Below are 26,517 nucleotides of genomic sequence, written 5' to 3' on the forward strand. Positions count from 1 at the left end.
GTAAGGATTACCAATGGCTGAGCTTCCCTACTTCGACCTGTTGATCCACGAAAGGCAGGACGGCGGTGCGGCCGGTGCACTGTGGGAAAATCAGGTGCACTGGGGCTATTGGGAGAATCCGAGGACTGCCGAAGGTACCCAGGTCGACTATGTCGCCGCGATGGAGCAGATGAATCGGGAGCTGTTGAAGGCCGCCAAGGTCGGCGACGGTCAGAAATTGCTGGATGCCGGCTGCGGATTCGGCGGCACCATCCAGCAGATAAACGCCGAACATTCCGGCATGGACCTGACCGGCCTCAACATCGATGCACGGCAGTTGGCGGCCGCCGAAGCCCAGACCGAAGGCGCCAACGGAAACACGATCGGCTGGGTCGAGGCGGATGCCTGCCGGCTGCCGTTCGAGGACAACACCTTTGACCGGGTGCTGGCGGTCGAGTGCATTTTCCACTTTCCGTCGCGGGAGAAGTTTCTCTCCGAGGCCGCCCGGGTGCTGAAGCCGGGCGGCTACCTGGCGGTGTCGGATTTCGTCCCGACCATGTCGTTCTTCGGCAAGACGCCATTTTGGATGGTGATCCGTACCCGGATCGCCAAGTCCTACGGCACGTTGGGCAACCTTCCGCTGCGCTCATACCGTTCCATGGGCAGGCGGGCGGGACTCCAGCTCGAAGAGAATCGCAACATCCGGAAGAACACGATGCCCACGTACCCCTTCCTGCTCAAGTTCTTTCGCGAGGAACTGCCGCCTGACAGCCGGAAGACCATGGTCGTTGGTACGCGCTGGATGAAGTGGCTGTCCAAGCTCGGCTTTGCTCAGTATCGGGTGTACACGTTCCGCAAGCCTGACTGATCCCGCCGGTCCCGTTATCCGTCCCGGGTTGGTCCCGGTGCCGTTGCCACTCACCGCCGGCTCGTCGTGACAATGTGGGAGAGTCGCGCCTGCCGGACGACGCCGCAATGGGAACATGGCCTGAACCGGGCCAAAATGAGAGGCAACGACAATGTCTGCCCTTCGGCGAGTCAAATCTGTCGAGCAGTCGATTGCTGACACCGATGAGCCGTCGACCCGGCTCCGCAAGGACCTCACGTGGTGGGATCTGACGGTTTTCGGTGTGTCAGTGGTGATCGGCGCCGGCATCTTCACCATCACCGCGTCCACGGCAGGCAACCTGACCGGCCCGGCGATCTCGATCGCGTTCGTGATCGCGGCCGTGGCGTGCGGCCTGGCCGCGTTGTGTTACGCCGAGTTCGCCTCGACGGTGCCCGTGGCCGGCAGCGCGTACACCTTTTCCTATGCCACCTTCGGTGAGTTCGTGGCCTGGGTGATCGGCTGGGACCTGATCTTGGAGTTCGCCGTCGCGGCAGCCGTGGTGGCCAAGGGGTGGTCGAGCTATCTGGGCACGGTGTTCGGATTCGGCGGCGGTATCGCCGATTTCGGCGGCTTGGCCCTCGACTGGGGCGCGCTGTTGATCATCGTGTTCGTCACGATCCTGCTGGCGGTCGGCACGAAGCTGTCGGCGCACTTCAGTTTGGCGATCACCATCATCAAGGTGTCGGTGGTGCTGCTGGTGGTGATCGTCGGCGCCTTCTACATCAAGGTCGCCAACTACACCCCGTTCATCCCGCCGAACGAGGCTGGTGCGGGCACCAGCGGGGCCGACCAGTCGCTGTTCTCCCTGCTGACCGGGGCGGCCGGAAGCCACTACGGCTGGTACGGCGTTCTGGCCGGCGCGTCGATCGTGTTCTTTGCGTTCATCGGCTTTGACGTCGTCGCCACCACGGCCGAGGAGACCCGCGATCCGCAGCGCGACATGCCCCGCGGAATCCTGGCTTCGCTCGGCGTCGTGACCGTGCTCTATGTCGCGGTGTCGGTGGTGCTCTCGGGCATGGTGTCCTACACCGTGCTGCGCGACGTGCCCGACGGCCACGCCAACCTGGCCACCGCGTTCGAGGCCAACGGGGTGCACTGGGCGGCGAAGGTGATCTCGATCGGTGCGCTGGCCGGCCTGACCACCGTCGTGATCGTGCTGATGCTCGGGCAGACGAGGGTGTTGTTCGCGATGTCGCGTGACGGGCTGCTACCGCGTCAACTCGCCGTCACCGGTGGTCACGGCACCCCGGTGCGGATCACCCTGATCGTCGGCGTGCTGGTGGCGATCGCGGCCTCGGTGTTCCCGATGGGACGGCTCGAGGAGATGGTCAACATCGGCACGCTGTTCGCCTTCGTGCTGGTGTCGGCGGGGGTGATCGTGCTGCGCCGTACGCGGCCTGATCTGCAGCGTGGCTTCCGCGCGCCGTGGGTGCCGGTGTTGCCGGTCGCGGCGATCCTGGCCTGCCTGTGGCTCATGCTCAACCTGTCCGGGCTGACCTGGATCCGGTTCCTGGCCTGGATGGCCGTCGGCGTACTCGTCTATGTCGTCTACGGCCGCCGGCATTCGGTGCTGGCCAATCGGGACGTCGCCACCGTTTAAGCACCACGCCGCCCAGACGCGGCGGCGAAGCTGCGTCCTCCAACCGTCGATCTGCCCTCGCAGCACACAACGCCCTGCCTGCGTTGTGACCCCGCACACCCTGATGGGTTTACAAACTATAGCTGAATGTCTAGACAGGCGACATCTAGACGTTTATAGTCAACTCATTGCAGTGACACCACTCACACAAGGAGGCTCATCGTGGTGGCCGAACTCACGAGCGGACCCGACGTCGCAGGCGTCGGGCAATGGCGGGACAAGAAGCGTCATCTGTGGCTCATGGGACTGATCGCCCCGACTGCGATCTTCGTGATGCTGCCCCTGGTCTGGGCGCTCAACCAGGCCGGCTGGCATCTCGCCGCGCAGGCCCCGCTGTGGATCGGTCCGATCCTGCTGTACGTGCTGCTACCGCTGTTGGACCTGAGGTTCGGGCCGGACGGCCAGAACCCGCCCGACGAGGTGATGGAACAGCTGGAGAACGACAAGTACTACCGGTACTGCACGTACATCTACGTCCCGTTCCAATACGCGAGCGTGATCATGGGTGCCTACCTGTTCACCGCCTCCGACCTGAGCTGGCTCGGGTTCGACGGCGGGCTCGGCTGGCCGGCCAAGATCGGCATCGCCCTGTCGGTGGGGGTGCTCGGCGGTGTGGGCATCAACACCGCGCACGAGATGGGGCACAAGCGCGATTCGCTGGAGCGCTGGCTGTCCAAGATCACGCTGGCACAGACTTGGTACGGCCACTTCTACATCGAGCACAACCGCGGGCACCACGTGCGGGTGGCCACGCCCGAGGACCCGGCATCGGCACGTTTCGGCGAGACCTTCTGGGAATTCTTGCCGCGCAGCGTGTTCGGCAGCCTGCGCTCGTCCTGGGAGTTGGAGGCCCAGCGGCTGCGCCGGCAGAACAAGTCGCCGTGGCACTGGTCCAACGATGTGCTCAACGCCTGGGCGATGTCGGTGGTCTTCTGGGGTGCGTTGATCGCGATCTTCGGGTGGGGTGTCGTCCCGTTCATGCTCATCCAGGCCGTCTACGGGTTCAGCCTGCTGGAATCGGTGAACTACCTCGAGCACTACGGGCTACTGCGACAGAAGACCGCGAGCGGTCGCTACGAACGGTGCGCGCCGGTGCACAGCTGGAACTCCGATCACATCGTGACCAACCTGTTCCTCTATCACCTACAGCGCCACAGTGATCACCACGCCAACCCGACACGCCGCTACCAGACGCTGCGCAGTATCGACGGCGCACCGAATCTCCCCAGTGGATACGCGTCGCTGATCGGACTCACCTACCTGCCGCCGTTGTGGCGCAAGGTGATGGACCACCGGGTGCTGGAGCACTACGACGGTGACATCACCAAGGTGAACATCCAGCCGCGGCTGAGGGAAAAAGTCTTGGCACGCTACGGGGCCGGTGACGCCGCATGAGCGCGTACGAATGTCCCGGGTGCGGCTACGTCTACGACGAAGCGAAAGGTGCTCCGCGCGAAGGCTTCCCGGCCGGAACGTGGTGGGACGACGTACCCGATGACTGGTGCTGCCCCGACTGCGCGGTGCGGGAGAAGATCGATTTCGAACCGATGGGAGTAAAGCGATGAGTGACCAGCCCTACAAGCTGTTCGTCTGCGTGCAGTGCGGATTCGAGTACGACGAGGCCAAGGGGTGGCCCGAGGACGGCATCGCCCCGGGTACCCGCTGGGACGACATTCCCGAGGACTGGAGCTGCCCCGATTGCGGTGCGGCGAAGACCGATTTCGAGATGGTAGAGGTCGCGCGTCCTTGACCGCTTCGGGCGACGCGCTCGAAAGCGGACCGGAACACGATATTGTCGCGCGTGTGAGTCGGCCGCGAGACAGGCAACGCATCCCCTATGCGGAGGCGTCGCGGGTCCTGCTGCGCGATTCGATCCTCGACGGCATGCGCGATCTGCTGTTGACCCGCGACTGGTCGGCCATCACGCTCTCGCACGTGGCCCAGGCCGCGGGGATCAGCCGTCAGACGATCTACAACGAGTTCGGTTCCCGGCAGGGTCTGGCCGAGGGCTACGCGATGCGGCTGGCCGACCGACTCGTCGACGCGGTCGACGACGCCATCAACAACAACGTCGGCGATGTGCACGCGGCCTTCCTGGAGGGGTTCCGGGCCTTCTTCCTCGAATCGGCCGCCGACCCGCTGGTGATCTCCCTGCTCACCGGCGCCTCCAAGCCCGACCTGCTGCAGATCATCACCACCGGCAGCGGGCCGATCATCAGCCGATGCTCGGCCCGGCTGACCGGCACCTTCCAGAACAGCTGGATGAAGGCCAGCGACGAGGACGCCGGCGTGCTGGCCCGGGCCATCGTGCGGCTGGCGATGAGCTACGTGTCGATGCCGCCGGAATCCGACCACGATGTGGCCGGTGACCTGGCCCGACTGATGACGCCATACGCCGAGCGCTACGGTGTCATTGATACCCCCTAGCTGTCAGTGCGCCGCCGCTGTCGAAAACGCATGAGCGCCTGTCCCGCGAGCCCGCAGGCTAGAGGTATCTGCATGTGGCGTTGCCGCTGGCCGTCCGCGTGCGCTGGCAAGCAATCACGACTGAAAGAGGGCTCTACATGACTGAGTTGAAGGCTGACAGCCTGAACGGGATCGACTTCAAGGTCGCCGACCTGTCGCTGGCCGAGTTCGGCCGCAAGGAGATCAACCTGGCCGAGCACGAGATGCCCGGCCTGATGGCGCTGCGTCGTGAGTACCACGACGTGCAGCCACTCAAAGGGGCGCGGATCTCGGGCTCGCTACACATGACCGTGCAGACCGCGGTGCTGATCGAGACCCTGACCGCCCTGGGCGCCGAAGTGCGGTGGGCCTCCTGCAACATCTTCTCCACCCAGGATCACGCGGCCGCCGCCGTGGTCGTCGGGCCGCACGGCACCCCCGAGGAGCCCAAGGGCACCCCGGTGTTCGCCTGGAAGGGCGAGACGCTGGAGGAGTACTGGTGGGCCGCCGAGCAGATGCTCACCTGGGACGGCGAGCCGGCGAACATGATCCTCGACGACGGTGGCGACGCCACCATGCTGGTGCTGCGCGGTGCGCAGTACGAGAAGGCCGGAGTGGTGCCGCCCGCCGAGGACGACGATTCGGCCGAGTGGAAGGTCTTCCTGGCGCTGGTGCGCAAGCGCTTCGAGACCGAGAAGGACAAGTGGACCAAGATCGCCGCGTCGGTCAAGGGTGTCACCGAGGAGACCACCACCGGCGTGCTGCGGCTGTACCAGTTCGCCGCCGCGGGCGAGCTGGCGTTCCCGGCGATCAACGTCAACGACTCGGTCACCAAATCCAAGTTCGACAACAAGTACGGCACCCGGCACTCGCTGATCGACGGCATCAACCGCGGCACCGACGTGCTGATCGGCGGCAAGAAGGTGCTGATCTGCGGCTACGGCGACGTGGGCAAGGGCTGCGCCGAGTCGATGGCCGGCCAGGGCGCGCGCGTGCAGGTCACCGAGATCGACCCGATCAACGCCCTGCAGGCACTCATGGACGGTTTTGACGTGGTGACCGTGGAGGAGGCGATCGGCAACGCCGACATCGTCGTCACTTCGACGGGCAACAAGGACATCATCCTGCTCGAGCACATGAAGGCGATGAAGGACCAGGCCATCCTGGGCAACATCGGCCACTTCGACAACGAGATCGACATGGCCGCGCTGGAGCGCTCGGGTGCCACCCGGTTGAACATCAAGCCGCAGGTCGACCAGTGGACCTTCGACAACGGCAAGTCGATCATCGTGCTGTCCGAGGGCCGGTTGCTCAACCTCGGAAACGCCACCGGCCACCCGTCATTCGTGATGAGCAACAGCTTCTCGAACCAGGTGATCGCCCAGATCGAGCTGTGGACCAAGAACGACGAGTACGACAACGAGGTCTACCGCCTGGCCAAGCACCTCGACGAGAAGGTGGCCCGCATCCACGTCGAGGCTCTCGGCGGCACACTGACCAAGCTCACCAAGGACCAGGCCGAGTACATCGGTGTGGACGTGGAAGGTCCGTACAAGCCGGAGCACTACCGCTACTGAGCCAACCCAGTAGCGCGAGCAGACGCCGAAGCGCCCGGAAACCTCGGTTTCCGGGCGCTTCCGCGTCTGCCCACCGTGGCGCGATATCGGTTTGCCGGCCAGCGCCATCTCCACCGAAGCCGTCGCCGACCCTGCCGAGCACGACACCTGAGCCGGAAAGCCGCGCGGTGGGCCCCGCCGTAGCGGAGCCCACCGGCGTGGATGGCGCGTCAGTCCTTGTCGTGCTTGTTGCGGTTGTTCTTGGCCGCACTGTGCGACTTGGAAGCACCCGAGCGCGAGCTGTGGGCGCTCGAGCTGCCGGCACTGGAACCGGTTGAGCTGGAGCTGGATTCAGTCGAGCTGCGTCCGGTGTGCCCGCTCAATCCGCCCCGGACGTTCTTGGCAGCGTCCTTGAAGCCCTTGACCACGCCACGCTGGCCGCCGCGCGACGAGTTCGTCTCGGTCGTATCGGGCTTCGCGCGAACCTGGGACTTCGGCGTCGTCGCAGCGGCGTCGTCGTCGGTGGCCTCATCCGTCGATTCCGTCGGTGCCGTCGACTTCTCGGCCGTTGCCACCTTGTCCGTTGCGGCGTCGGCGGTGTCCGTCTCGTCATCCACTGCCGGTGCGGCCACGGTCTCTGCGGCAGTGGAACTTTCCGGCTTCTGCACAGACACGGTCACGGTCTTGTTCGTCGTCGCGTGGGTCAGCTCGGTGGCCGCCGCGACACTGTCGGAGGTCGGGCTGATGGCCGCCGCACCCTCGTCGGTCGTGACGGTGTCGGGCGCGGCGTCGGCCGTTTCGGCCTCGGTCCCGACGCCCTGCAGCTGCTTGACGATCTTGTCGATGGCGGCGCCCTTGAGCATGTCGCGAAGCTTGGTGAGGCCGGCGCTTTCCGCGGTGTCGCTGAAGATGTCACCGGCGGCGAGCGGTTGCAGACCGAACAGCGGGGGCTTCGGCGCCGGGGCATTGCCCTTGCCGTCCCACTCGTCCCAGCCGTTGCCGAGCAATGCGCCGACGGTCTGCGACAGGCCCTGCAGGGCCCCGATCGGTCCGACTGCCTCACCCTCCACCGAGATGCCGAGGGTGCCGAGCTTGACGTCCAAGCCGAGGCTGTTGAAGATCGATCCGCCGACCGCGGGGATCTCGACCTTGTTGCCGTCCTCGTCGGTGTACTCGTAGGTGCTGCGATCCGTGGAGCCCGGGGTGAGCAGGCCGCCGAATGCGACGTTCAGCCCGGCGATCGTGACGGTGTCCTTGATCAGGCCGGCGTCGTTGATCATCGGCGCCAGGGCGTCGAGGTTGAGATTGGCACCGTTGAGGAAGCCGTCGACCATCGCGGCGGGCACGTTCAGCAGGGTGGACAGCGCGGTGGTCGCGTCGTCGGCCTGCAGCGCCTCCGAAATCGCCACGGCGCTGTTGAGCAGGGCCACCGCCGGGCTCGCCACCGGGCCGGCCAATCCGATGAGGACGCCGCTCAGCGGCGAGGCCAGGACGCTCATGACGGCCGAGAAGGCCTCGGCGTCAACACCTTCGGCCAGGAATGACGGGAACATGTCCAGCGCCATACCGTGCATGCCGCCGAGGGTGTGCTTGAGGACCGCGTCCTTGGTGTCGTCGTCCGCACCGATCAGGGTGAGGCCCGTCATCACCTTCATCGCGTTGGCGGCGAACTGCTGGGATACCGCCTCGAAGCTCGCCGGGTCATCGAACAGCTGCTTGGCGTAGCCCAGTTGGTTGACGATCGCCTGCTGCAGCCCGACGCCCGGGGCCAACAGGAAGTTGTCGGCGAGGGTGGTGCCACCGGCGGCAGCGGTGTCGAACGCCGCCTGCCATGCGGTCAGCGGGTCCCAACCGGCGGTGAGGCGCACGGCGTCGGCGTGAATGTCGTTCTGAATACCGGCCGGAATGGGGGAGAGCCCCGGGGTGGCGGCGATCATTGCGGCGCTGGCCATGACGACACCGGCGGTGAGCCACTGGCGGGTCACTTCTTGCTTCGCACCACGGTCGTTGTGGGGCTGAGCAGCGAGATGCACGGCATCTCCTTTCGAATCTGTAAATTACTGGGCCAGACAGTAGACCTTTGCAAGTGGTTGCGTAAGCAAAATTCGGGCAAATTTTTTGGCGGGCTGAGCGCCAGGTGCGCTGGGCAACTTCCGGGGTGCCGTAAAAGGCCTGTTATCTAGGCCATATAGGTGAGTCGGCAAATATTTAAGGTTTTTCTCATGTTTGGCTCAGGTGTGGCGTCGCGGCGGTAGCCGGGGCGTGTAGCCCACCCCGGGTGGCGGTGGGCTACACTCAGCCTCTACTCCGTGGTATCCGAGTGGGTAAATGGCCGTGTGGCGGGCTTTCTGTCGCGAAATATCTTGTGCTGCAACAAGAGTTCCGCCACGCACGGCTGCCTGCGCCGACGCGCGGCGTGGCCGGGCGTGGCGCGGTGCGCGATGGCGAAGCCGGCCGACGGTCTGGTGATCGGCTGCCGGACGACGGTGCTGCCGCGGACTTGGACGCCCTCGTGTGAGGGTGTCCGTGGCAAACGGTGATTAGTCGGGCTAGTGGACTCCGGCCTGCTGCACGGGCTGCTGGTGCGCTGCCTCTGCCTGCAGGAGATCAGCGATCTTGATCGCCGCTTCGAGCTCCTGCGCTTTGGCGAGGTCGTCGAGCGCCGACGCGGTGCGCCAGTGCGCCACCGGCGCGATCTCGCCATCGAGGAACTGCTGTCGGCACCGGCCGCGCTGGATCTTGCCGCTGGAGGTGGTCGGGATCGACAGGTGCTCCACCAGCAGCACCGAATTCGGCTGGATCCCATAGCGTTCGGCGACCGCCGCCCGGATTGTGCCGGCCACGGCGGGCAGGTCGGCCGCCGGATCCCGGTCGCGCGCCAGCTCCTGCACCACCACCAGTTGTTCGACCGCGCCAAGACCGGGGGTGATCGCGAAGACCGCACCCCGGCCGGAGGCCAGCGCCGGGTGACAGGCCTGCGCCGTGCGTTCGATGTCGTTGGGGTAGTAGTTGCCGCCGCGGATGACCACGAGATCCTTACAGCGCCCGGTGACGAACAGCTCGCCTGAGCGCAGGAATCCCAGGTCGCCGGTACGCAGGAACGCCCCGGCCGAGCCATCGGGCAGAACGGCGGCAAACGTCTCGGTGGTCTCGTCCGGCCGTGCCCAGTAACCCCAGCCCACACTGGGGCCGGCGATCCAGATCTCGCCGACCTCGTCGGCGCCACATCGACGATGGGTCACCGGGTCGACGATCGCCACCTCTTGACCGCCCTGGGGTCGGCCGCAGCTCACCAAGGCGATGGCCGACGGGTGTTCGGGTGCCACGTCGACGACGCGATCATCTTGCAGCCCAAGGCGATTGGTGTGGAGGACGACCGGACGTGCCGAGTCTGACCCGCCGGACACCAGCAGCGTGGCCTCCGCGAGTCCGTACACCGGGCAGAACACCTCGGGCCGGAAACCGGCGGGCGCGAACGCCTCGGCGAACGCCTGCAGGGTCGTGGCCTGAACCGGCTCGGCGCCATTCATGGCCGTGGTCAGGCTGGACAGGTCGAGCGCGGCCCGCTGCTCGGGTGTGCTGTTCTCGACGCACAGGTCGTAGGCGAAGTTCGGTGCGCAGGTGAACGTGGCACGGTGCCGGGAGATGGCCTCCAGCCAGCGCAGCGGGCGCTTGACGAAGGCCGCCGGCGACATCAGGTGGGTGGTGCAGCCGACGTACAGCATCGACAAGATGGCGCCGATCAACCCCATGTCGTGATGCGACGGCAGCCAGAAAACGCTGGTCGCGGTGTCGTCACCGTGCCACACCTGCCGGATCGACTCCATGTTGTGCAGCAGGTTGCGGTGCGTGAGGGCGACGCCCTTGGGGGCGGTCGTGGAGCCGGAGGTGTACTGCACCATGGCGATGGCGTCCCGGTCGACCTCGGGGGCGACCCAACTGTGCGCCGCGCCGGTGCCGTCGATCTCGTCGGTGCGGATCCACCGCAGGTCGCGGCCCTCGCCGAGCTCGTCGATCGCGGACTTGATCTTGTCCTGGGTCTCGGCGGTGGCCAGCGCGAAGCGGGCGTGGGCGTCGGGAACAACCGCCGACAGCCGCGGGGCCAACCGCTCGTGTACGGGCACCGCGATCACGCCCGCGTACATGCAGCCGAAGAATCCGACGATCGAGTCCAGGCCCGGGCGACACAGCACCAGCGCGCGTTCGCCGGCCGCACCCTGTTGTTGCAGGGCCGACGCGATGGCCCGGGCCCGCAGGTCCAGTTCCCGATAGGTCAGTTGGGTGCGGTGCTCGTCGTCGCCGTTGTAGGAGAAGCTGAACGCGACCTTGTCCTGATACGCGTCGGCGCGCCGGCGCAGCAGATCCACCAAAGTGGCTGCGGCGAGCTCCGCGGTCGGCGCTGTGTCCTGGTGCATCCCACTACCTCATCCGTCAACGATCTCGGGCACCGAGCGACGGTACCGGAAGTAAAAATAAGCAGGGTTATGTTTGCCGGAACTGCCGGGTCCGCTCGAAACGGCGGCCGGACGTCGCGCCCGGCGACCCGGGCCCCGCGGTTGGCAACCATCTACGCTGCTGCTGTGCTCATCGTGATCGAGGGTGTCGACGGCGCAGGCAAACGAACGTTGACGAACGGCCTGCGGGCGGCGTTCGAAACCGATCGGACGTCCGTCGGCACCCTGGCGTTCCCGCGCTACCACCAATCGGTGCCCGCCGATCTGGCCGCCGAAGCGCTGCACGGCGCGCACGGCGACCTGGCCGACTCGGTCTACGCGATGGCCGCCTTGTTCGCACTGGACCGGGCCGGGGCGCGCGAGGAGATCGAGCACCTGCAGGGCGCCTACGACGTCGTCATCCTCGATCGCTACGTCGCCTCCAACGCCGCCTACAGCGCGGCCCGGTTGCACCAGGGTGCCGACGGAGCTGCGGTGGCCTGGGTGCGCGAGCTCGAATACGACCGGCTCAAACTTCCCCGCCCGGATTGGCAGATCCTGCTCGACGTCCCGACCGAACTGGCCGCCCGGCGGGCCGAGCACCGGGCCAACACCGAGGCCGATCGCGCCAAGGATGCCTATGAGCGTGACGGTGGGCTGCAACAGCGCACTGGCGCGGTCTACGCGGCACTGGCGGCCGCCGACTGGTGTGGCCGGTGGGCCATCGCGGGCCCCGATGTGGACCCCAGCGCCTTGGCCGGACGCCTCAACAGCACATAAAGCGGAGAAACCCGCGTGTGGTAGCCCGGTTTTATCGCGATCGGGTGACACCATGGACACCATGAGGCAAAGGATCCTTGTCGTCGACGACGACCCATCGCTGGCCGAGATGCTCACCATCGTGTTGCGTGGCGAGGGATTCGACACCGCGGTCATCGGCGATGGCAGCCAGGCGCTCACCGCCGTCCGGGAATTACGGCCCGATCTGGTCTTGCTCGACCTGATGCTGCCCGGTATGAACGGGATCGACGTGTGCCGGGTGCTGCGCGCCGATTCCGGCGTGCCGATCGTCATGCTGACCGCCAAGACCGACACCGTCGACGTGGTGCTGGGCCTGGAATCCGGAGCCGACGACTACGTGATGAAGCCCTTCAAACCCAAGGAGCTGGTGGCCCGGGTGCGGGCGCGGCTGCGCCGCAACGAGGACGAGCCCGCCGAGCTGCTGTCGATCAACGATGTGGAGATCGACGTGCCGGCTCACAAGGTGACCCGTCAGGGTGAACAGATTTCGCTGACACCGCTGGAGTTCGACCTGCTGGTGGCGCTGGCACGCAAACCACGGCAGGTGTTTACTCGTGATGTGCTGCTCGAACAGGTGTGGGGATATCGCCACCCCGCCGACACCCGTTTGGTGAACGTGCATGTCCAGCGGTTGCGGGCCAAGGTCGAGAAGGACCCGGAGAACCCGCAGGTGGTGTTGACCGTTCGAGGAGTGGGATACAAGGCCGGACCGCCGTGATCGGACGGCTCGCCGTCGCCGTGATCAGATGGCACGCCGTCGCCGTGATCAGATGGCACCCCGCTCGGCGGTGGCCGTGATCTTCGGCTCTCGACGACGCATCCGTGGGCGTTGGGGCGGTTCCGGCCCGGTGTTGCGCGGATTGGGGACGCTCGGCAGGGCCCTGAGTCTGGTGTGGCGGCGCTCGTTGCAGTTGCGGGTCGTCACCCTGACGCTGGGGCTCTCGCTCGCCGTCCTCCTGGTTCTCGGCTTCGTGCTGACCAGCCAGATCACCGACCGGATTCTTGAGGTCAAGGTCAAGGCGGCCACCGAGGAGGTCGAGCGGGCCCGCATCACGGTCGGCGGCATCGTCGGAGGTGAGGAGAGCCGGTCGCTCGACAGCAGCCTGCAGCTGGCCCGCAACACCCTGATCGACCGCAAGGCCGACGCCCGGGCCGACGTGGCCGGGGCGTTCGATGCGGTGCTCATCGTCCCCGGTGACGGGCCACGTGAGGCGGCAGCGGCCGGGCCGGTGCAGCAGGTGCCCAACGCGCTGCGTGACTTCGTCAAGGCCGGCCAGGTCAGCTACCAGTACGCCACGGTCGCCACCGACGGATTCTCCGGCCCGGCGTTGATCGTCGGCAGTCCGACGTCCTCGTCTGTGCCCAATCTTGAGCTGTACCTGATCTTTCCGCTGAACAACGAGGAAAGCACCATCGCGCTGGTGCGCGGCACCATGGCGACCGGTGGCGTGGTGTTGCTGGGATTGCTCGCGGCGATCGCCCTGGTGGTGGCCCGTCAGATCGTCCAGCCGGTGCGCTCGGCCTCCCGGATCGCCGAGCGGTTCGCCGAGGGGCACCTGACCGAGCGGATGCCGGTACGCGGCGAGGACGACATGGCCCGGCTCGCGGTGTCGTTCAACGACATGGCCGAGAGTCTGTCGCGGCAGATCCAGCAGCTCGAGGAGTTCGGAAACCTGCAGCGCCGCTTCACCTCTGACGTCAGCCACGAGCTGCGCACCCCGTTGACCACGGTGCGTATGGCCGCCGACCTGATCCACGACCACAGCGAGGATCTGGACCCCGCCCTGCGCCGGTCCACCGAGCTGATGGTCAACGAACTCGACCGCTTCGAAACCCTGCTGGCCGATTTGCTGGAGATCTCCCGACACGACGCCGGTGTGGCCGAGTTGTCGGTGGAGTCGGTGGATCTGCGGTCGACGGTGCAGAGCGCGCTGGACAACGTCGGGCATCTGGCCGCCGATGCCGAAGTGGAACTCGACGTCAACATGCCTGCGGCCGAGGTGATCGCCGAGGTCGATCCGCGTCGGGTGGAACGCATCCTGCGCAACCTGATCGCCAACGCCATCGACCATGCCGAACGCAAACCGGTGCGTATCCGGATGGCCGCCGACGAAGACACCGTCGCCGTCACCGTGCGCGATTTCGGTGTCGGACTGCGCCCCGGCGAGGAGAAGTTGGTGTTCAGCCGGTTCTGGCGGTCGGACCCGTCGCGGGTGCGCCGATCCGGCGGCACCGGCCTGGGCCTGGCCATCAGCATCGAGGACGCGCGTCTGCACCAGGGCCGGTTGGAGGCCTGGGGCGAGCCGGGCAAGGGCGCCTGTTTCCGGTTGACGCTTCCGCTGGTGCGTGGTCATAAGGTGACGACGAGCCCGCTGCCTCTCAAGCCGGCAGTGAAACCCGCTGCGCCGCAGCAAGGTACCCGGCGGCGGTCCAACCGGGAGCCGGCGGAGGAGAACGCGTGAAGCGCCTGCTGACGGTGGTGTTCGTGGGTCTGCTGATCGTGGTGTCCGGATGCGCCGGAATTCCGAATTCCTCGTCGCCGCAAGCGATCGGCACGGTAGAGCGGCCGGCGCCACCGAACCTGCCCAAGCCGGCGCCCGGCATGGACCCGGACGTGTTGCTGCGGGAATTCCTCAAGGCCACAGCCGATCCCGCGAACCGGCACCTGGCCGCCCGGCAGTTCCTCACCGAGTCGGCGTCGAGTTCGTGGGACGACGCCGGTAGCGCACTGCTGATCGACCGGGTGGTGTTCGTCGAAACCCGTGGTTCCGACCGGGTTTCGGTGACCATGCAGGCAGACATCCTCGGTTCGTTGTCCGACATCGGGGTGTTCGAGACGGGGGAGGGCGCGCTGCCCGATCCGGGCCCCATCGAGCTCGTCCAGACCCCGGCCGGCTGGCGCATCGACAAGCTGCCCAACGGGGTCTTCCTCGACTGGCAACAGTTTCAGGCCACCTACAAGCGCAACACCCTGTACTTCGTCGACCCGACGGGGACCACGGTGGTGCCCGATCCGCGCTATGTCGCGGTCTCCGATCCCGATCAGTTGGCCACCGAACTGATCTCCAAACTCGTGGCCGGGCCGCGCCCGGAACTGGCCAGGACGGTGCGCAACCTGCTCGACGCTCCGCTGCGGTTGAGCGGGCCGGTCACCCGCGCCGACGGTGGCAAGACCGGGGTGGGCCGCGGCTACGGCGGCGCTCGCATCGACCTGGAGAACCTCTCGACGACCGATCCGCACAGCCGACAACTCCTTGCGGCACAGATCATCTGGACCCTGTCCCGGGCCGGGATCGGTGGCCCCTACGTGATCAACGCCGACGGCGCGCCACTGGATGACCGATTCGCCGACGGCTGGGAAACCTCCGACGTCGCGGCGGCCGATCCGGGCGCGGTGCCCGGTGCGGCGGCCGGTCTGCACGCGCTGGTGGGTGGCTCGCTGGTGGGCGTGGACGGACAGCGCACCACCAGGGTGCCCGGCGCTTTCGGCTCGGCGCCGCACCAGATGTCGGCGGCGATATCGCGCAATGGTCAGGACGCGGCCTCGGTCGTGGTGCTGCCGGACGCGCCGGAGGCCACCGCTGCCTCGCTGTGGATGGGCCCGCTGGGCGGACCCACCGCCATGGCCATCGAGGGCCGCACCCTGAGCCGGCCCAGTTGGTCGTTGGATGCCGCGGTGTGGGTGGTGGTCGACAACGTCAACGTGGTGCGCGCCATCCGCGACGCCTCGGGTGTGCCGGCCCGCATCCCGGTGGACACCGCCGCGGTGATCAGCCGGTTCCCGGGCCCGATCACCGAGCTGCAACTGTCCCGCGACGGCACCCGCGCCGCCATGGTGATCGGTGGGCAGGTGATCCTGGCCGGGGTCGAGCGGACTCCCGAGGGCCAGTTCCTGCTCACCTATCCGCGGCGCCTCGGGTTCGGTCTGGGCAACTCCGTGGTCTCGCTGTCCTGGCGTACCGGCGACGACATCGTGGTCAGCCGGACCGATCCCGACCATCCGGTGTCCTACGTCAACCTGGACGGGGTGAACTCGGACGGCCCCAGCCGCAATCTCGTGGGCCCGGTGGGGACGGTGGCGGCCAATCCGTCGACAGTCTATGTCGCCGATCAACGTGGGGTGCTGCAGCTGTCGGCCTCGGCCGACGAGAACACCGGGTGGGTCGAGGTGCGTCCGCTGATGGTGCCGGGCTCGCTTCCGGTGCTGCCCGGCTGACGCGCGCCGGCGCATGTCACCCCGCACGCGCAGACTGCCGGCATGCTCGACCTCATCCTGCCGTTGCAGTGCGGTGGCTGCGGCGCCCCGTCGACCCGGTGGTGTGCCTCGTGTGCGGCACAGCTGCGGGTGGCCGACGATCAGCCGCATCTGTTCACTCCGCGCACCGATCCGGGAGTTCCGGTGTTCGCGCTGGGGCGCCACGCCGGGGTCCGTCGGCAGGCCATCGTCGCGGCCAAGGAACGCGGCCGCGCCGACCTGATCGCCCCGCTGGCCGACGCGCTGCGGGCCGGCCTGCATCATCTGCTGGTCTGGGGGATGGTCGGCACACCCGTGACGCTGGTGCCGGCACCGACCCGCCGGATCGCCGCCCGCCGTCGCGGCGGTGACCCGGTGCGTCGGCTGGCGACGCTGGCCGCGGACGGTCTGCCCGGCGTGAGTGTGGCGACGGTGCTGCGGTTGCGGCCGTGGGTGCGTGACTCGGTGGGCCTCTCAAGTACCGCGCGGCAACGCAACATCGCCGGGCGGGTGCGGCTGGTCGGCGGTGTGGCAGGCGAAGTGGTCCTGGTCGACGACATCGTCACCACCGGGGCCACCGCCGCCGAATCGGTCCGGATGCTGACCGAGGCCGGGGCGCAGGTGTCCGCGGTGCTGGCGATTGCGCATGCGTGACGGGCACACGTGTCGCTGTGGTCAAACCGACATGAAGAACTGAAAACACGTCCGCGAATTCGGTGGCACGAGTGGGTGAACACGGACTACCGTCGGCAGCAACGACCCGTGAATGACTCACGGCAGCGCTCACGAATACGAGCGCCACTTCACCGCATAACGGTAGGAGGTGAGTATCCGACACCTTGCGCCGATGGGTGGAGCAAACTTTCGCAGCCCCATCGTCGCGATTCCTTGAAGTAGTCCGGCACGCGCACCGCGTGTGACAACTGAGAGAAACGAGTTGCCGAGTATGTCAACCCATTCCCCGGATTCAAGCGCCACCATGGTGGTGGACCCCGACGAGCAGGTCACTGACACCACCCCGGAGCCAAACGCAGAGGTTGTGGTGAAGGGTCGCAACGTCGAAGTTCCCGATCACTTCCGCATCTACGTCTCGGAAAAGTTGTCCCGTCTGGAGCGGTTCGACCGCACCATCTACCTGTTCGACGTCGAACTGGACCACGAACGCAACCGCCGTCAGCGCAAAAACTGCCAGCACGTGGAGATCACCGCCAGGGGCCGCGGCCCGGTGGTACGTGGCGAGGCCTGCGCCGACAGCTTCTACGCCGCCCTGGAGTCGGCGGCTGGCAAACTCGAGGCCCGGCTGCGCAAGAGCAAGGACCGGCGCAAGATCCACTACGGCGACAAGACGCCGGTCTCGCTGGCCGAGGCAACCGCCCAGGAGACGCTGTTCGAGAACCAGCCGACGGCGACGGCCGATTCCGGTCTGGCCGACGGCCTCGATGACCATGAGCCCGGCCGGATCGTGCGGATCAAGGAACACCCGGCCAAGCCGATGACGGTGGACGACGCCCTCTACGAGATGGAGCTGGTCGGCCACGATTTCTTCCTGTTCCACGACAAGGAGAGCGACCGGCCGTCGGTGGTCTACCGGCGCCACGCCTACGACTACGGGTTGATCCGTCTGGCCTGACCGGCGGCCGACGCGAATCCGCACCCCGGAGCGATCCGGGGTGCGTTTTCGGTTCACGCGGCGCCTACCGCGCCGAGTACGGGTGAGTATGACCAGCGACTTCGGCCGGTCACCTACGATGGAGCCCAACAAGCCCGTGCGATCCCGCCCACGGGATCCGTCGAACCCACAGGGGAAATTAGCGTGCTGTCGAAGTTGCTCCGTCTCGGTGAAGGCCGCATGGTCAAGCGCCTCAAGAAGGTCGCCGACTATGTCGACACCAAGGCCTCCGACATGGAGAAGCTCTCGGACGCCGAGTTGCGAGCCAAGACCGACGAGTTCAAGAAGCGCGTCGCCGAGGGGGAAGACCTCGATGACCTGCTGCCCGAGGCGTTCGCGGTGGCCCGCGAAGCCGCCTGGCGGGTGCTGAGCCAGAAGCACTTCGAAGTGCAGATCATGGGTGGCGCGGCCCTGCACTTCGGCAATGTCGCCGAGATGAAGACCGGTGAGGGCAAGACCCTGACCGCGGTGCTGCCGGCCTATCTCAATGCGCTGGCCGGCAAGGGTGTGCACGTCGTCACGGTCAACGACTACCTGGCCAAACGCGACAGCGAGTGGATGGGCCGCGTGCACCGGTTCCTGGGCCTGGAAGTGGGCGTGATCCTCTCCGGCCTCACCCCTGAAGAGCGCAGGGCGGCGTACGCCGCCGACATCACCTACGGCACCAACAACGAGTTCGGCTTCGACTACCTGCGCGACAACATGGCGCATTCCACCGAGGACATGGTGCAGCGCGGCCACAACTTCGCGATCGTGGACGAGGTCGACTCGATCCTCATCGACGAGGCCCGGACCCCGCTGATCATCTCCGGCCCTGCCGACGGCGCCTCCAACTGGTACACCGAGTTCGCCCGGCTGGCCCCACTGATGGAAAAGGATGTCCACTACGAGGTGGACATCCGGAAACGCACCATCGGTGTGCATGAGCTGGGCGTCGAGTTCGTCGAGGACCAGCTGGGCATCGAGAACCTCTACGAGGCCGCCAACTCCCCGCTGGTCAGCTATCTGAACAACGCCATCAAGGCCAAGGAGCTGTTCCAGCGCGACAAGGACTACATCGTCCGCGACGGCGAAGTCGTGATCGTCGACGAGTTCACCGGCCGGGTACTGCTGGGCCGCCGCTACAACGAGGGCATGCACCAGGCCATCGAGGCCAAGGAGCACGTCGAGATCAAGGCCGAGAACCAGACCCTGGCCACCATCACACTGCAGAACTACTTCCGGCTGTACAACAAGCTGTCGGGCATGACCGGTACCGCCGAGACGGAGGCCGCCGAGCTGCACGAGATCTACAAGCTGGGCGTGGTGCCCATCCCGACCAACAAGCCGATGGTCCGCGCCGATCAGTCCGACCTGATCTACAAGACCGAGGAAGCCAAGTACATCGCGGTCGTCGACGACGTCTCGGAGCGCTACGAGAAGGGCCAGCCGGTCCTGATCGGTACCACCAGCGTGGAGCGGTCCGAATACCTTTCGCGGCAGTTCACCAAGCGCAAGATTCCGCACAACGTGCTCAACGCGAAGTACCACGAGTCCGAGGCGAACATCATCGCCGAGGCGGGCCGGCTCGGCGCCATCACCGTGGCCACCAACATGGCCGGCCGCGGTACCGACATCGTGCTCGGCGGCAACGCCGATTTCCTGGCCGACAAGCGGCTGCGGGAAAAGGGCCTGGACCCGGTCGAGACGCCCGAGGAATACGAGGCGGCCTGGGACGACACCCTCAAGGCCATCAAGGAAGAGGCCGGCAAGGAAGCCGAGAAGGTCGTCGAGGCCGGCGGGCTCTATGTGCTGGGCACCGAGCGCCATGAGTCGCGGCGTATCGACAATCAGCTGCGCGGCCGCTCGGGCCGTCAGGGTGACCCGGGCGAGTCCCGGTTCTACCTGTCGCTGGGCGACGAGTTGATGCGGCGGTTCAATGGCGCGACGCTGGAGTCCCTGCTGACCCGGCTGAACCTGCCCGACGATGTGCCGATCGAGGCCAAGATGGTGACCCGCGCGATCAAGAGCGCGCAGACCCAGGTCGAGCAGCAGAACTTCGAGGTCCGCAAGAACGTCCTCAAGTACGACGAGGTGATGAACCAGCAGCGCAAGGTCATCTACAAGGAGCGCCGCAAGATCCTGGAAGGAGAGAACCTCCAGGAGCAGGCCCACGACATGCTCGTCGACGTGATCACCGCCTACGTCGACGGTGCCACCGCCGAGGGCTATGCCGAGGACTGGGACCTGGCCAAGCTGTGGGATGCGCTCAAGACGCTGTACCCGGTGGGCATCGACCATCACGATCTCATCGATTCCGACGCGGTGGGCGAGCCCGGCGAGCTGACCCGTGACGAGCTGCTCGACGCGCTGGTCACCGACGCCGAGCGGGCCTACGCCGACCGGGAGAAGCAGCTCGAGGAGATCGCCGGTGAGGGCGCCATGCGCCAGCTCGAGCGCAACGTGCTGCTCAACGTGATCGACCGCAAGTGGCGTGAGCACCTCTACGAGATGGACTACCTCAAGGAGGGCATCGGGCTGCGGGCGATGGCCCAGCGCGACCCACTGGTCGAATACCAGCGCGAAGGCTACGACATGTTCGTCGGCATGCTCGACGCGCTCAAGGAGGAGTCGGTCGGCTTCCTGTTCAACGTTCAGGTCGAGGCGGCTCCGGCACCGCCCAGCGCCCAGGTCGCACCGGTGGCCGCACCCAGCGGGCTGGCCGAGTTCGCTGCGGCCGCCGCAGCGCAGGCCGGCGCGGCCACCGCGGGGGAGTCGGGCGCGGTGGCGACCAAGGAGCGGCCGGCACCGGCATTGCGGGCCAAGGGCATCGACAACGAAGCACCGCCGCTGACCTACACCGGCCCGGCCGAGGACGGCAGTGCCGAGGTGCAGCGCTCCGGCGGCGGCGGACGGCATTCGGCGTCGTCCGGCGGAACCCGGCGGGAGCGTCGCGAGGCGGCCCGGAAGCAGGCCAAGACCGGCCGGCCGTCGAAGTCGCACCGGAAGGGCTAACCCACTTGCAGCGCGGTGAACTGCCAACGGCCACTGCGTAATTCGATACGCGCGGCGATGGCACGCACCCGCACGCCACAGGTGTAGGTGGCGAACACCTCGGCCGCTTCCGACTGGGCAGCCCGACGTAGCCCCACCCGGCGCAGCCGGGTGGGGGTGGGCTGGCGGTGCGCCGTGGCGGCGGAGACCACCGCGTCGAGCAGCAAGTGGCTCATCAACGGCTTGAGCTGTGCCGGTGGCCGGCGGCGGTCGACGACCTCGAGCACACGACGCAACGCCACGTCGGCGAACTGCGCGGCGCCGGCCGGTAACTCCGGATCCGGCACCTGCCCGGCCGGTCGCGACCGGTGCGGGGTGGGCCGGTGCAGCACCGTCGGGGCCGGACAGGTTGGGCCTGCGGGCAATTCGGCAGCCGACGGCGCGGCAATGGCCCCGAGCGTGACGGCGGGCGGCTCACAGTCGATGACCGGGGCGGTCAGCGGCAGCAGCGTCGGGATGGTTTCCGGTGTGGGCACGACAACTCCAGCAGTGAACGACGACAGGACGGATCCGCTGGAGAGGTGCAGACCTGTCGATGATCGCACGGATTCGCCGCCCTCGGCCGCACCAATCGCGGTTAGCGTGACCAGATGGTTCAGCCCAGCATCGATTGGCCGGCCGAGCCGCTGCGCTCGCTGGTGTGGACGTTGCAGGCGTGGGGGATCACGTTGGTGGCGTTCCTCGCGGTGGCGCTGCTGATCGCGCGATACACCCGGTGGGGCCGGCAGTTCTGGCGGGTCAACGCGGCGTTCTTCACCGGCGTCGCGAGTTGGCGCACCTGGGCGCTGCTGGCGTTCATGCTCTGGCACACCGTGTACGCAGCCCGGGTGGTGGTGATCTTCACCTATCAGTACGCCGACCTGATGAACGCGGTACAGGCCGGTTCGGAGGCGCTGGCCACCCACGACCCGGCCAAGCTCGACGCCGCGCGCCAGGCGTTCCTCACCTCGTTTGCGATCAGTGGGATTCTGGTGGCGCTCACGGTGGGGTACACCGTCGTCGACCTCTTCCTGCGCCGGGTTTTCGCGATCCGATGGCGCATCTGGCTCAACACCCGGCTGGTCGACGACTGGACGACCGGTGACGCGTTCTATCGCAACCGGTTTCTGGAGCCCCCGGTGGAGAACCCCGATCAGCGCATCCAGACCGATGTCGAGACCTTCACCACCAAGTCGGTGGACCTCAGCATCGGGGCGGTCAGCAAGTCGCTGTTGATCGTGATGTTCACCGGGGTGCTGTGGCAACTCTCGGGCCCATTGCAGTTGGGCGACTGGGTGATTCCGCGGGCCATGGTGTTCGTGGCGTTCGCCTTCTCGATCACCGTGACCGTGATCGCGTTCTGGATCGGCCGTCCGCTGGTGCGGCTGAACTTCCTCAACGAACGGTTCAGTGCCAGTTTCCGGTATGCATTGGTCCGGCTGCGCGACAGCGCTGAACGGGTGGCGTTCTACCGGGGCGCAGAGCGTGAGCGGGTACTGCTGCACTCCCGGTTCGCCGAGATCATCGCCAACATGTGGCGCATCGTGTTTGCCCAGTTGCGGCTCAACGGCTGGAACCGCGGTGTCGGTGACGTGACGACCGGCATGATTCCCTACATCGTGCAGGCGCCGCGCTTCTTCGCCGGACAGATCACTCTCGGCGGTCTGCTGCAGACCGTCGCGGCATTCGGAAACGTCTGCGGCGCAATGTCGTTCTTCCGGGACAGCTACGACGAATTCACCGTCTACCGGGCGGCCCTGATGCGGATCGACCAGCTGCTCGAGGGCGACAGCCGGGCCCGGGCGCTCCCGAGGATGTCCGTCGGCGCCGCGGCGGACATCCTGACGCTCACCGACGTCGAGGTCAGCGACCTGCAGGGCCGGCCGCTGGTCACCGGTCTGACCATGCTGTTGACCCCGGGCGACAGTGTGGTGGTGAAGGGGCCGTCGGGGTGCGGCAAGACCACCCTGCTGCGCAGCCTTGCCGGGTTGTGGCCCGCGACGACGGGATCGGCGCGGTATCCGGGCGGGTGGGCCACGCTGTTCCTGCCCCAGCTGCCGTACCTGCCACTCGGGGATCTGCGGTCCGCGGTGGGGTATCCACTTCCGGTTGCCGAGGTGTCCGACAGCGAACTGTGCGACGTGCTGCGCGCGGTGGCGTTGGGACACCTGACCGAACGGCTGGCGGAGGCGGCCGACTGGGCGTCGGTGCTGTCCCTGGGCGAGCAACAGCGGGTGGCCTTCGCGCGGGTGCTGCTGGTGCGTCCTGCCGTGGTGTTCCTCGATGAGTCGACGTCCGCGTTGGACGAAGGTCTCGAAGATGCCATGTATGCGTTGGTGCGTGAGCGGTTACCCGAGTGTGTGGTGGTCAGTGTGGGACACCGGTCCACGATCGACCATCACCACCGGTCCCGGCTGCAGTTGCGGGGCGGTGGGCAGTGGGAGCTCTCGGCCGTAGCGGCCTAGCGCATCGGAAATTGACGCGCGGCAGCACCCGTGCTGCGCACCGACGAGCAGGCCGGTTACCGTGACGGGGTTCAACGCGACTGATGGGGAAGGTGGCGCCGCATGGTGAGCAGGCTGTCGGCGTCCGACGCAGCGTTCTACCACCTGGAGAACACCGCCACGCCGATGTACGTCGGGTCGTTGTCGATCCTGCGCAAACCCCGGGCCGGGCTGAGCTACGAGACCTTGCTGGCGACCGTCGAGCAGCGTTTGCCGCAGATCCCGCGGTACCGGCAGAAGGTCCGTGAGGTGACGCTGGGCCTGGCCCGCCCGGTCTGGGTGGACGACCGGGATTTCGACATCACCTATCACATCCGGCGTTCGGCGCTGCCGTCGCCGGGCAGCGACGCCCAACTGCACGACCTGATCGCCCGGCTGGGCTCGCGGCCGCTGGACCGGACCCGGCCGCTGTGGGAGATGTATCTGGTCGAAGGGCTGGCGAAGAACCGGATCGCGATCTACACCAAAACCCATCAGGCGTTGGTCAACGGCATGTCCGCGCTCGAGATCGGACACGTCATCGCCGACCGCACGCAGAAGTCCCCGGAGTTCGGCGAGGACATCTGGATCCCGGCTCGTGAACCCAGTGACCGCCAGTTGGTCCTGGGCGCGATCGGGGAGTGGATCACCCGGCCGACCAGTCAGCTGGCCGCCCTGCGCGACACCGTGACCGAGGTGGTCACCAGCGGCAGCGAGCTGGCAGCGGTGGGGCGTCGGGTCGCTGAAGTGGCCCGCACGGTGGCCCGCGGCACCGCACCCAGCAGTCCGCTGAACACCACGGTTTCGCGCAACCGCCGGTTCTCGGTCGCCCAGCACAAGCTGGAGGACTACCGGCTGGTCCGGGCCCGGTACCACTGCGACGTCAACGACGTCGTCCTGGCCGTGGTGGCCGGGGCGCTGCGCAACTGGCTGCTCTCCCGGGGCGAGCCGGTGACACCGACCACCGCGGTGCGGGCGATGGCGCCGATGTCGGTCTACCCCGAGGAGGAACTGGACTCCACCGGTCCGGGGCAGGCCATCAGCGAGGTGTCGCCGTTCCTGGTCGACCTGCCCGTCGGGGAGGGCAACGCGGTGGTGCGGTTGTCCCAGATCGCCCACGCCACCGAATCGCATCCCACCGCAGCCAGTCTGGTGGATGCGCGCACCATCGTGACGCTGTCCGGATTTGCCCCACCGACGTTGCACGCCATGGGTATTCGCGTGGCCACCGGGTTTTCGGCACGGTTGTTCAACTTGCTGATCACCAACGTGCCCGGGGCCCAGAAACAGATGTACATCGCCGGCACCAAACTGCTCGAGACGTACGCGGTGCCACCGCTGCTGCAGAACCAGGTGCTGGCCATCGGGGTCACCTCGTACGACGGCATGTTGTACTTCGGGATCAACGCCGACCGCGACGCGATGAGCGACGTGGACGTGCTACCCAGCCTGCTGCGCGAATCGCTCGACGAGTTATTGGACGCGGCTAAGTAGTTTCTGGGCAGGCTCTGGCAAATAGTCCAGGTATTTGACCTCGCGCTCGGTTCGCGGTCTGATGAATTCACCATGGCCACGGAGACACGAAAAAGTAGATCTGACAAGCACACGCAAGAAGTCAAGGAAACAACGAAGAAGGCGCTGAAGTCGCCGACCGGCGATGTGGTGCCCCACCACCCTGTGCTCGATGTTCCGGTCGAGCAGAAGGCGTATACCCGCCGCGCCGGGATGGACTGGGTGGTGTTCGGGGTGACCGCCGCGATCGCCATCGCGTTCCTGGTCTGGGGATTCGTCGACACCGCGTCACTTGCGACCGCGTCGTCCAACGCCCTGGGTTGGGTGATGGCCAATGTCGGCTGGCTGTTCGTCCTGACCGCGTCCGGGTTCGTGGTGTTCGTGATCTGGCTGGCGATGAGCCGATACGGCAACATCCCGTTGGGCCGCGATGACGACGAGCCCGAGTTTCGCACGGTGTCCTGGGTGGCGATGATGTTCAGCGCCGGTATGGGCATCGGGCTGATGTTCTTCGGGGTCTCCGAGCCGCTGTCGCACTTCGCCTCGCCGCCGCCCGGGACCGGGGGACCGGGCAACCCCCGGGCCGCGGAGACCGCGATGGCCACCACGATGTTCCATTGGACGCTGCATCCATGGGCGATCTACGCCGTCGTCGGCCTGACCATCGCCTACGGCGTCTACCGCAAGGGCAGGCTGCAGCTGGTCAGTGCGGCGTTCGAACCGTTGCTCGGCAAACATGTCAACGGGCCGTGGGGCAAGGTCATCGACATGCTGGCGATCTTCGCCACCCTGTTCGGATCGGCTGCCTCCCTGGGGTTGGGCGCGCTGCAGATCCGGAGCGGCCTGCACATCGTGGCCGGAATCGGGGAGACCGGTAACGCCATCCTGATCGGCACCATCACGATCCTCACCATCGCGTTCGTGCTGTCCGCGGTGTCGGGTGTGGCACGTGGAATTCAGTGGCTGTCCAACATCAACATGGTGCTCGCGGTCGGGATGGCGCTGTTCATCTTCGTGGTCGGACCGACGATGTTCATGTTGAACATGATCCCGACCTCCATCGGCAGCTATGTGGACCAGCTGGCGCAGATGGCGGCCCGGACCGGCGCCGAAGGCGAAGTGGTCAGCACCTGGCTGACGAGCTGGACCATCTTCTACTGGGCGTGGTGGATCTCGTGGACTCCGTTTGTCGGCATGTTCATTGCGCGGATCTCCCGCGGCCGGACCATTCGGCAATTCGTGACCGGGGTGCTGCTGGTGCCGAGCGTGGTGTCGGTGGTGTGGTTCTGCGTCTTCGGCGGTGCGGCGATCTTCGAGCAGGAGCACGGTGTGGACCTGGCCGGGATGGGCAGCCAGGAGCGGCAGCTGTTCAGCCTGCTCGGCGAGTACCCGATCGCGATGGTCACCAGCGTGGTGGTGATGATCCTGGTCGCCATCTTCTTCGTGTCCGGTGCCGACGCCGCGTCGATCGTGATGGGTTCGCTGTCGGAGCGCGGCACCATCAAGCCGACCCGCCCCACGGTGATCTTCTGGGGCGTCGCGACGGGCGCGGTGGCAGCGGTGATGCTGCTGGTCGGCGGGGCGGACGCGCTCAACGGGCTGCAGTCGATCACCATCATCGTCGCGGTGCCGTTCGTGCTGGTGATGATCGGGCTGGCGGTGTCGCTGGTCCGTGATCTGCGCCGGGATCCGCTGGTGGTGCGCCGCGAGTACGCACTGGAGGCGGTCAACGATGCGGTGGTCAGCGGCGTCACCCAGCACGGCGACGATTTCGTGATCTCGGTGGAGAAGGACCCGCAGGCCGACGAGAAACGGGCCGACGAGAAACCGGCCGAAGCCAAAAAGGACGCCGACGGCGGCTAACC

20 protein-coding genes are annotated in these 26,517 nt (G+C 66.9%); 17 read left to right on the top strand and 3 right to left on the bottom strand.

The window, feature by feature from the left end; translation table 11 throughout:
• Positions 1–13: 13 nt before the first annotated feature.
• The 7 genes from FR943_RS09235 (at position 14) to ahcY (ending at position 6,529) form a co-directional block, all read left to right on the top strand.
• Positions 14–847 (top strand): class I SAM-dependent methyltransferase, encoded by an 834-nt coding sequence (locus FR943_RS09235; RefSeq protein ID WP_217156141.1) that lies wholly within the window; start codon positions 14–16, stop codon positions 845–847.
• Positions 848–998: 151 nt separating this feature from the next.
• Positions 999–2,468 carry an amino acid permease gene (locus FR943_RS09240; RefSeq protein WP_217156142.1) on the top strand — a complete coding sequence of 490 codons (1,470 nt, stop codon included), beginning with the start codon at positions 999–1,001 and terminating at the stop codon, positions 2,466–2,468.
• Between the two features lie 201 nt (positions 2,469–2,669).
• On the top strand, positions 2,670–3,902 hold the full coding sequence (locus tag FR943_RS09245; protein WP_217156144.1) for an alkane 1-monooxygenase: 1,233 nt from the start codon (positions 2,670–2,672) through the stop codon (positions 3,900–3,902).
• The gene (locus FR943_RS09250) at positions 3,899–4,072 is read left to right on the top strand and encodes a rubredoxin (protein ID WP_217156146.1); all 174 of its coding nucleotides are present in this window, start codon (positions 3,899–3,901) and stop codon (positions 4,070–4,072) included. Before FR943_RS09245 ends, FR943_RS09250 begins: the two co-directional genes overlap by 4 nt.
• Complete coding sequence (locus FR943_RS09255) at positions 4,069–4,257, top strand: rubredoxin (protein ID WP_217156148.1); 189 nt, start codon at positions 4,069–4,071, stop codon at positions 4,255–4,257. Before FR943_RS09250 ends, FR943_RS09255 begins: the two co-directional genes overlap by 4 nt.
• A 53-nt stretch (positions 4,258–4,310) precedes the next feature.
• A complete protein-coding gene (alkX, locus tag FR943_RS09260; protein ID WP_217156150.1) occupies positions 4,311–4,934 on the top strand; it encodes a TetR family transcriptional regulator AlkX in 624 nt (207 codons plus the stop codon).
• 137 nt (positions 4,935–5,071) lie between these two features.
• Entirely contained in the window at positions 5,072–6,529 is a 1,458-nt protein-coding gene (ahcY, locus tag FR943_RS09265) for an adenosylhomocysteinase (protein ID WP_217156152.1), read from the top strand.
• Positions 6,530–6,738: 209 nt separating this feature from the next.
• On the opposite strand, the gene gjpA is transcribed toward ahcY, so the two are convergent.
• Together gjpA and FR943_RS09275 are read right to left on the bottom strand one after the other, a co-directional pair.
• Positions 6,739–8,541 (bottom strand): outer membrane porin GjpA, encoded by a 1,803-nt coding sequence (gjpA, locus tag FR943_RS09270; protein WP_217156153.1) that lies wholly within the window; start codon positions 8,539–8,541, stop codon positions 6,739–6,741.
• Between the two features lie 516 nt (positions 8,542–9,057).
• Complete coding sequence (locus FR943_RS09275; protein WP_217156155.1) at positions 9,058–10,923, bottom strand: fatty acyl-AMP ligase; 1,866 nt, start codon at positions 10,921–10,923, stop codon at positions 9,058–9,060.
• Positions 10,924–11,088: 165 nt separating this feature from the next.
• Here FR943_RS09275 and FR943_RS09280 point away from each other — a divergent pair, with 165 nt between their 5' ends.
• The 7 genes from FR943_RS09280 (at position 11,089) to secA (ending at position 20,639) form a co-directional block, all read left to right on the top strand.
• Positions 11,089–11,721 carry a dTMP kinase gene (locus tag FR943_RS09280; RefSeq protein ID WP_217156157.1) on the top strand — a complete coding sequence of 211 codons (633 nt, stop codon included), beginning with the start codon at positions 11,089–11,091 and terminating at the stop codon, positions 11,719–11,721.
• 52 nt (positions 11,722–11,773) lie between these two features.
• The gene (gene mtrA / locus FR943_RS09285; protein WP_019343547.1) at positions 11,774–12,460 is read left to right on the top strand and encodes a two-component system response regulator MtrA; all 687 of its coding nucleotides are present in this window, start codon (positions 11,774–11,776) and stop codon (positions 12,458–12,460) included.
• Between the two features lie 76 nt (positions 12,461–12,536).
• Complete coding sequence (gene mtrB, locus FR943_RS09290; RefSeq protein WP_217156219.1) at positions 12,537–14,204, top strand: MtrAB system histidine kinase MtrB; 1,668 nt, start codon at positions 12,537–12,539, stop codon at positions 14,202–14,204.
• A complete protein-coding gene (gene lpqB / locus FR943_RS09295; protein WP_217156159.1) occupies positions 14,201–15,958 on the top strand; it encodes an MtrAB system accessory lipoprotein LpqB in 1,758 nt (585 codons plus the stop codon). Before mtrB ends, lpqB begins: the two co-directional genes overlap by 4 nt.
• A 42-nt stretch (positions 15,959–16,000) precedes the next feature.
• Positions 16,001–16,630, top strand: coding sequence for a ComF family protein (locus tag FR943_RS09300; protein WP_217156161.1), 630 nt, complete (start codon positions 16,001–16,003; stop codon positions 16,628–16,630).
• Positions 16,631–16,922: 292 nt separating this feature from the next.
• Positions 16,923–17,606 carry a ribosome hibernation-promoting factor, HPF/YfiA family gene (hpf, locus tag FR943_RS09305; protein WP_218045468.1) on the top strand — a complete coding sequence of 228 codons (684 nt, stop codon included), beginning with the start codon at positions 16,923–16,925 and terminating at the stop codon, positions 17,604–17,606.
• A gap of 183 nt (positions 17,607–17,789) precedes the next feature.
• Positions 17,790–20,639: a preprotein translocase subunit SecA gene (secA, locus tag FR943_RS09310; RefSeq protein ID WP_217156162.1), complete on the top strand. Its 2,850-nt coding sequence runs from the start codon at positions 17,790–17,792 to the stop codon at positions 20,637–20,639.
• Here the strand turns inward: secA and FR943_RS09315 are convergent.
• The gene (locus tag FR943_RS09315; RefSeq protein WP_217156164.1) at positions 20,636–21,154 is read right to left on the bottom strand and encodes an Rv3235 family protein; all 519 of its coding nucleotides are present in this window, start codon (positions 21,152–21,154) and stop codon (positions 20,636–20,638) included. The two genes, secA and FR943_RS09315, sit on opposite strands and share 4 nt — an antisense overlap.
• Before the next feature lie 114 nt (positions 21,155–21,268).
• Between FR943_RS09315 and FR943_RS09320 the strand changes: the two genes are divergently transcribed.
• The 3 genes from FR943_RS09320 to FR943_RS09330 all read left to right on the top strand — a co-directional run bounded on the left by FR943_RS09320 (position 21,269) and on the right by FR943_RS09330 (position 26,515).
• Positions 21,269–23,122: an ABC transporter ATP-binding protein/permease gene (locus FR943_RS09320; protein ID WP_217156166.1), complete on the top strand. Its 1,854-nt coding sequence runs from the start codon at positions 21,269–21,271 to the stop codon at positions 23,120–23,122.
• A 102-nt stretch (positions 23,123–23,224) separates the two neighbouring features.
• Entirely contained in the window at positions 23,225–24,634 is a 1,410-nt protein-coding gene (locus FR943_RS09325) for a WS/DGAT/MGAT family O-acyltransferase (protein ID WP_217156168.1), read from the top strand.
• Between the two features lie 72 nt (positions 24,635–24,706).
• Entirely contained in the window at positions 24,707–26,515 is a 1,809-nt protein-coding gene (locus tag FR943_RS09330; RefSeq protein WP_217156170.1) for a BCCT family transporter, read from the top strand.
• Positions 26,516–26,517 lie beyond the last annotated feature (2 nt).

The organism is [Mycobacterium] fortunisiensis, from assembly GCF_019050325.1.
In the GTDB taxonomy this organism is placed as follows: domain Bacteria; phylum Actinomycetota; class Actinomycetes; order Mycobacteriales; family Mycobacteriaceae; genus Mycobacterium; species Mycobacterium fortunisiensis.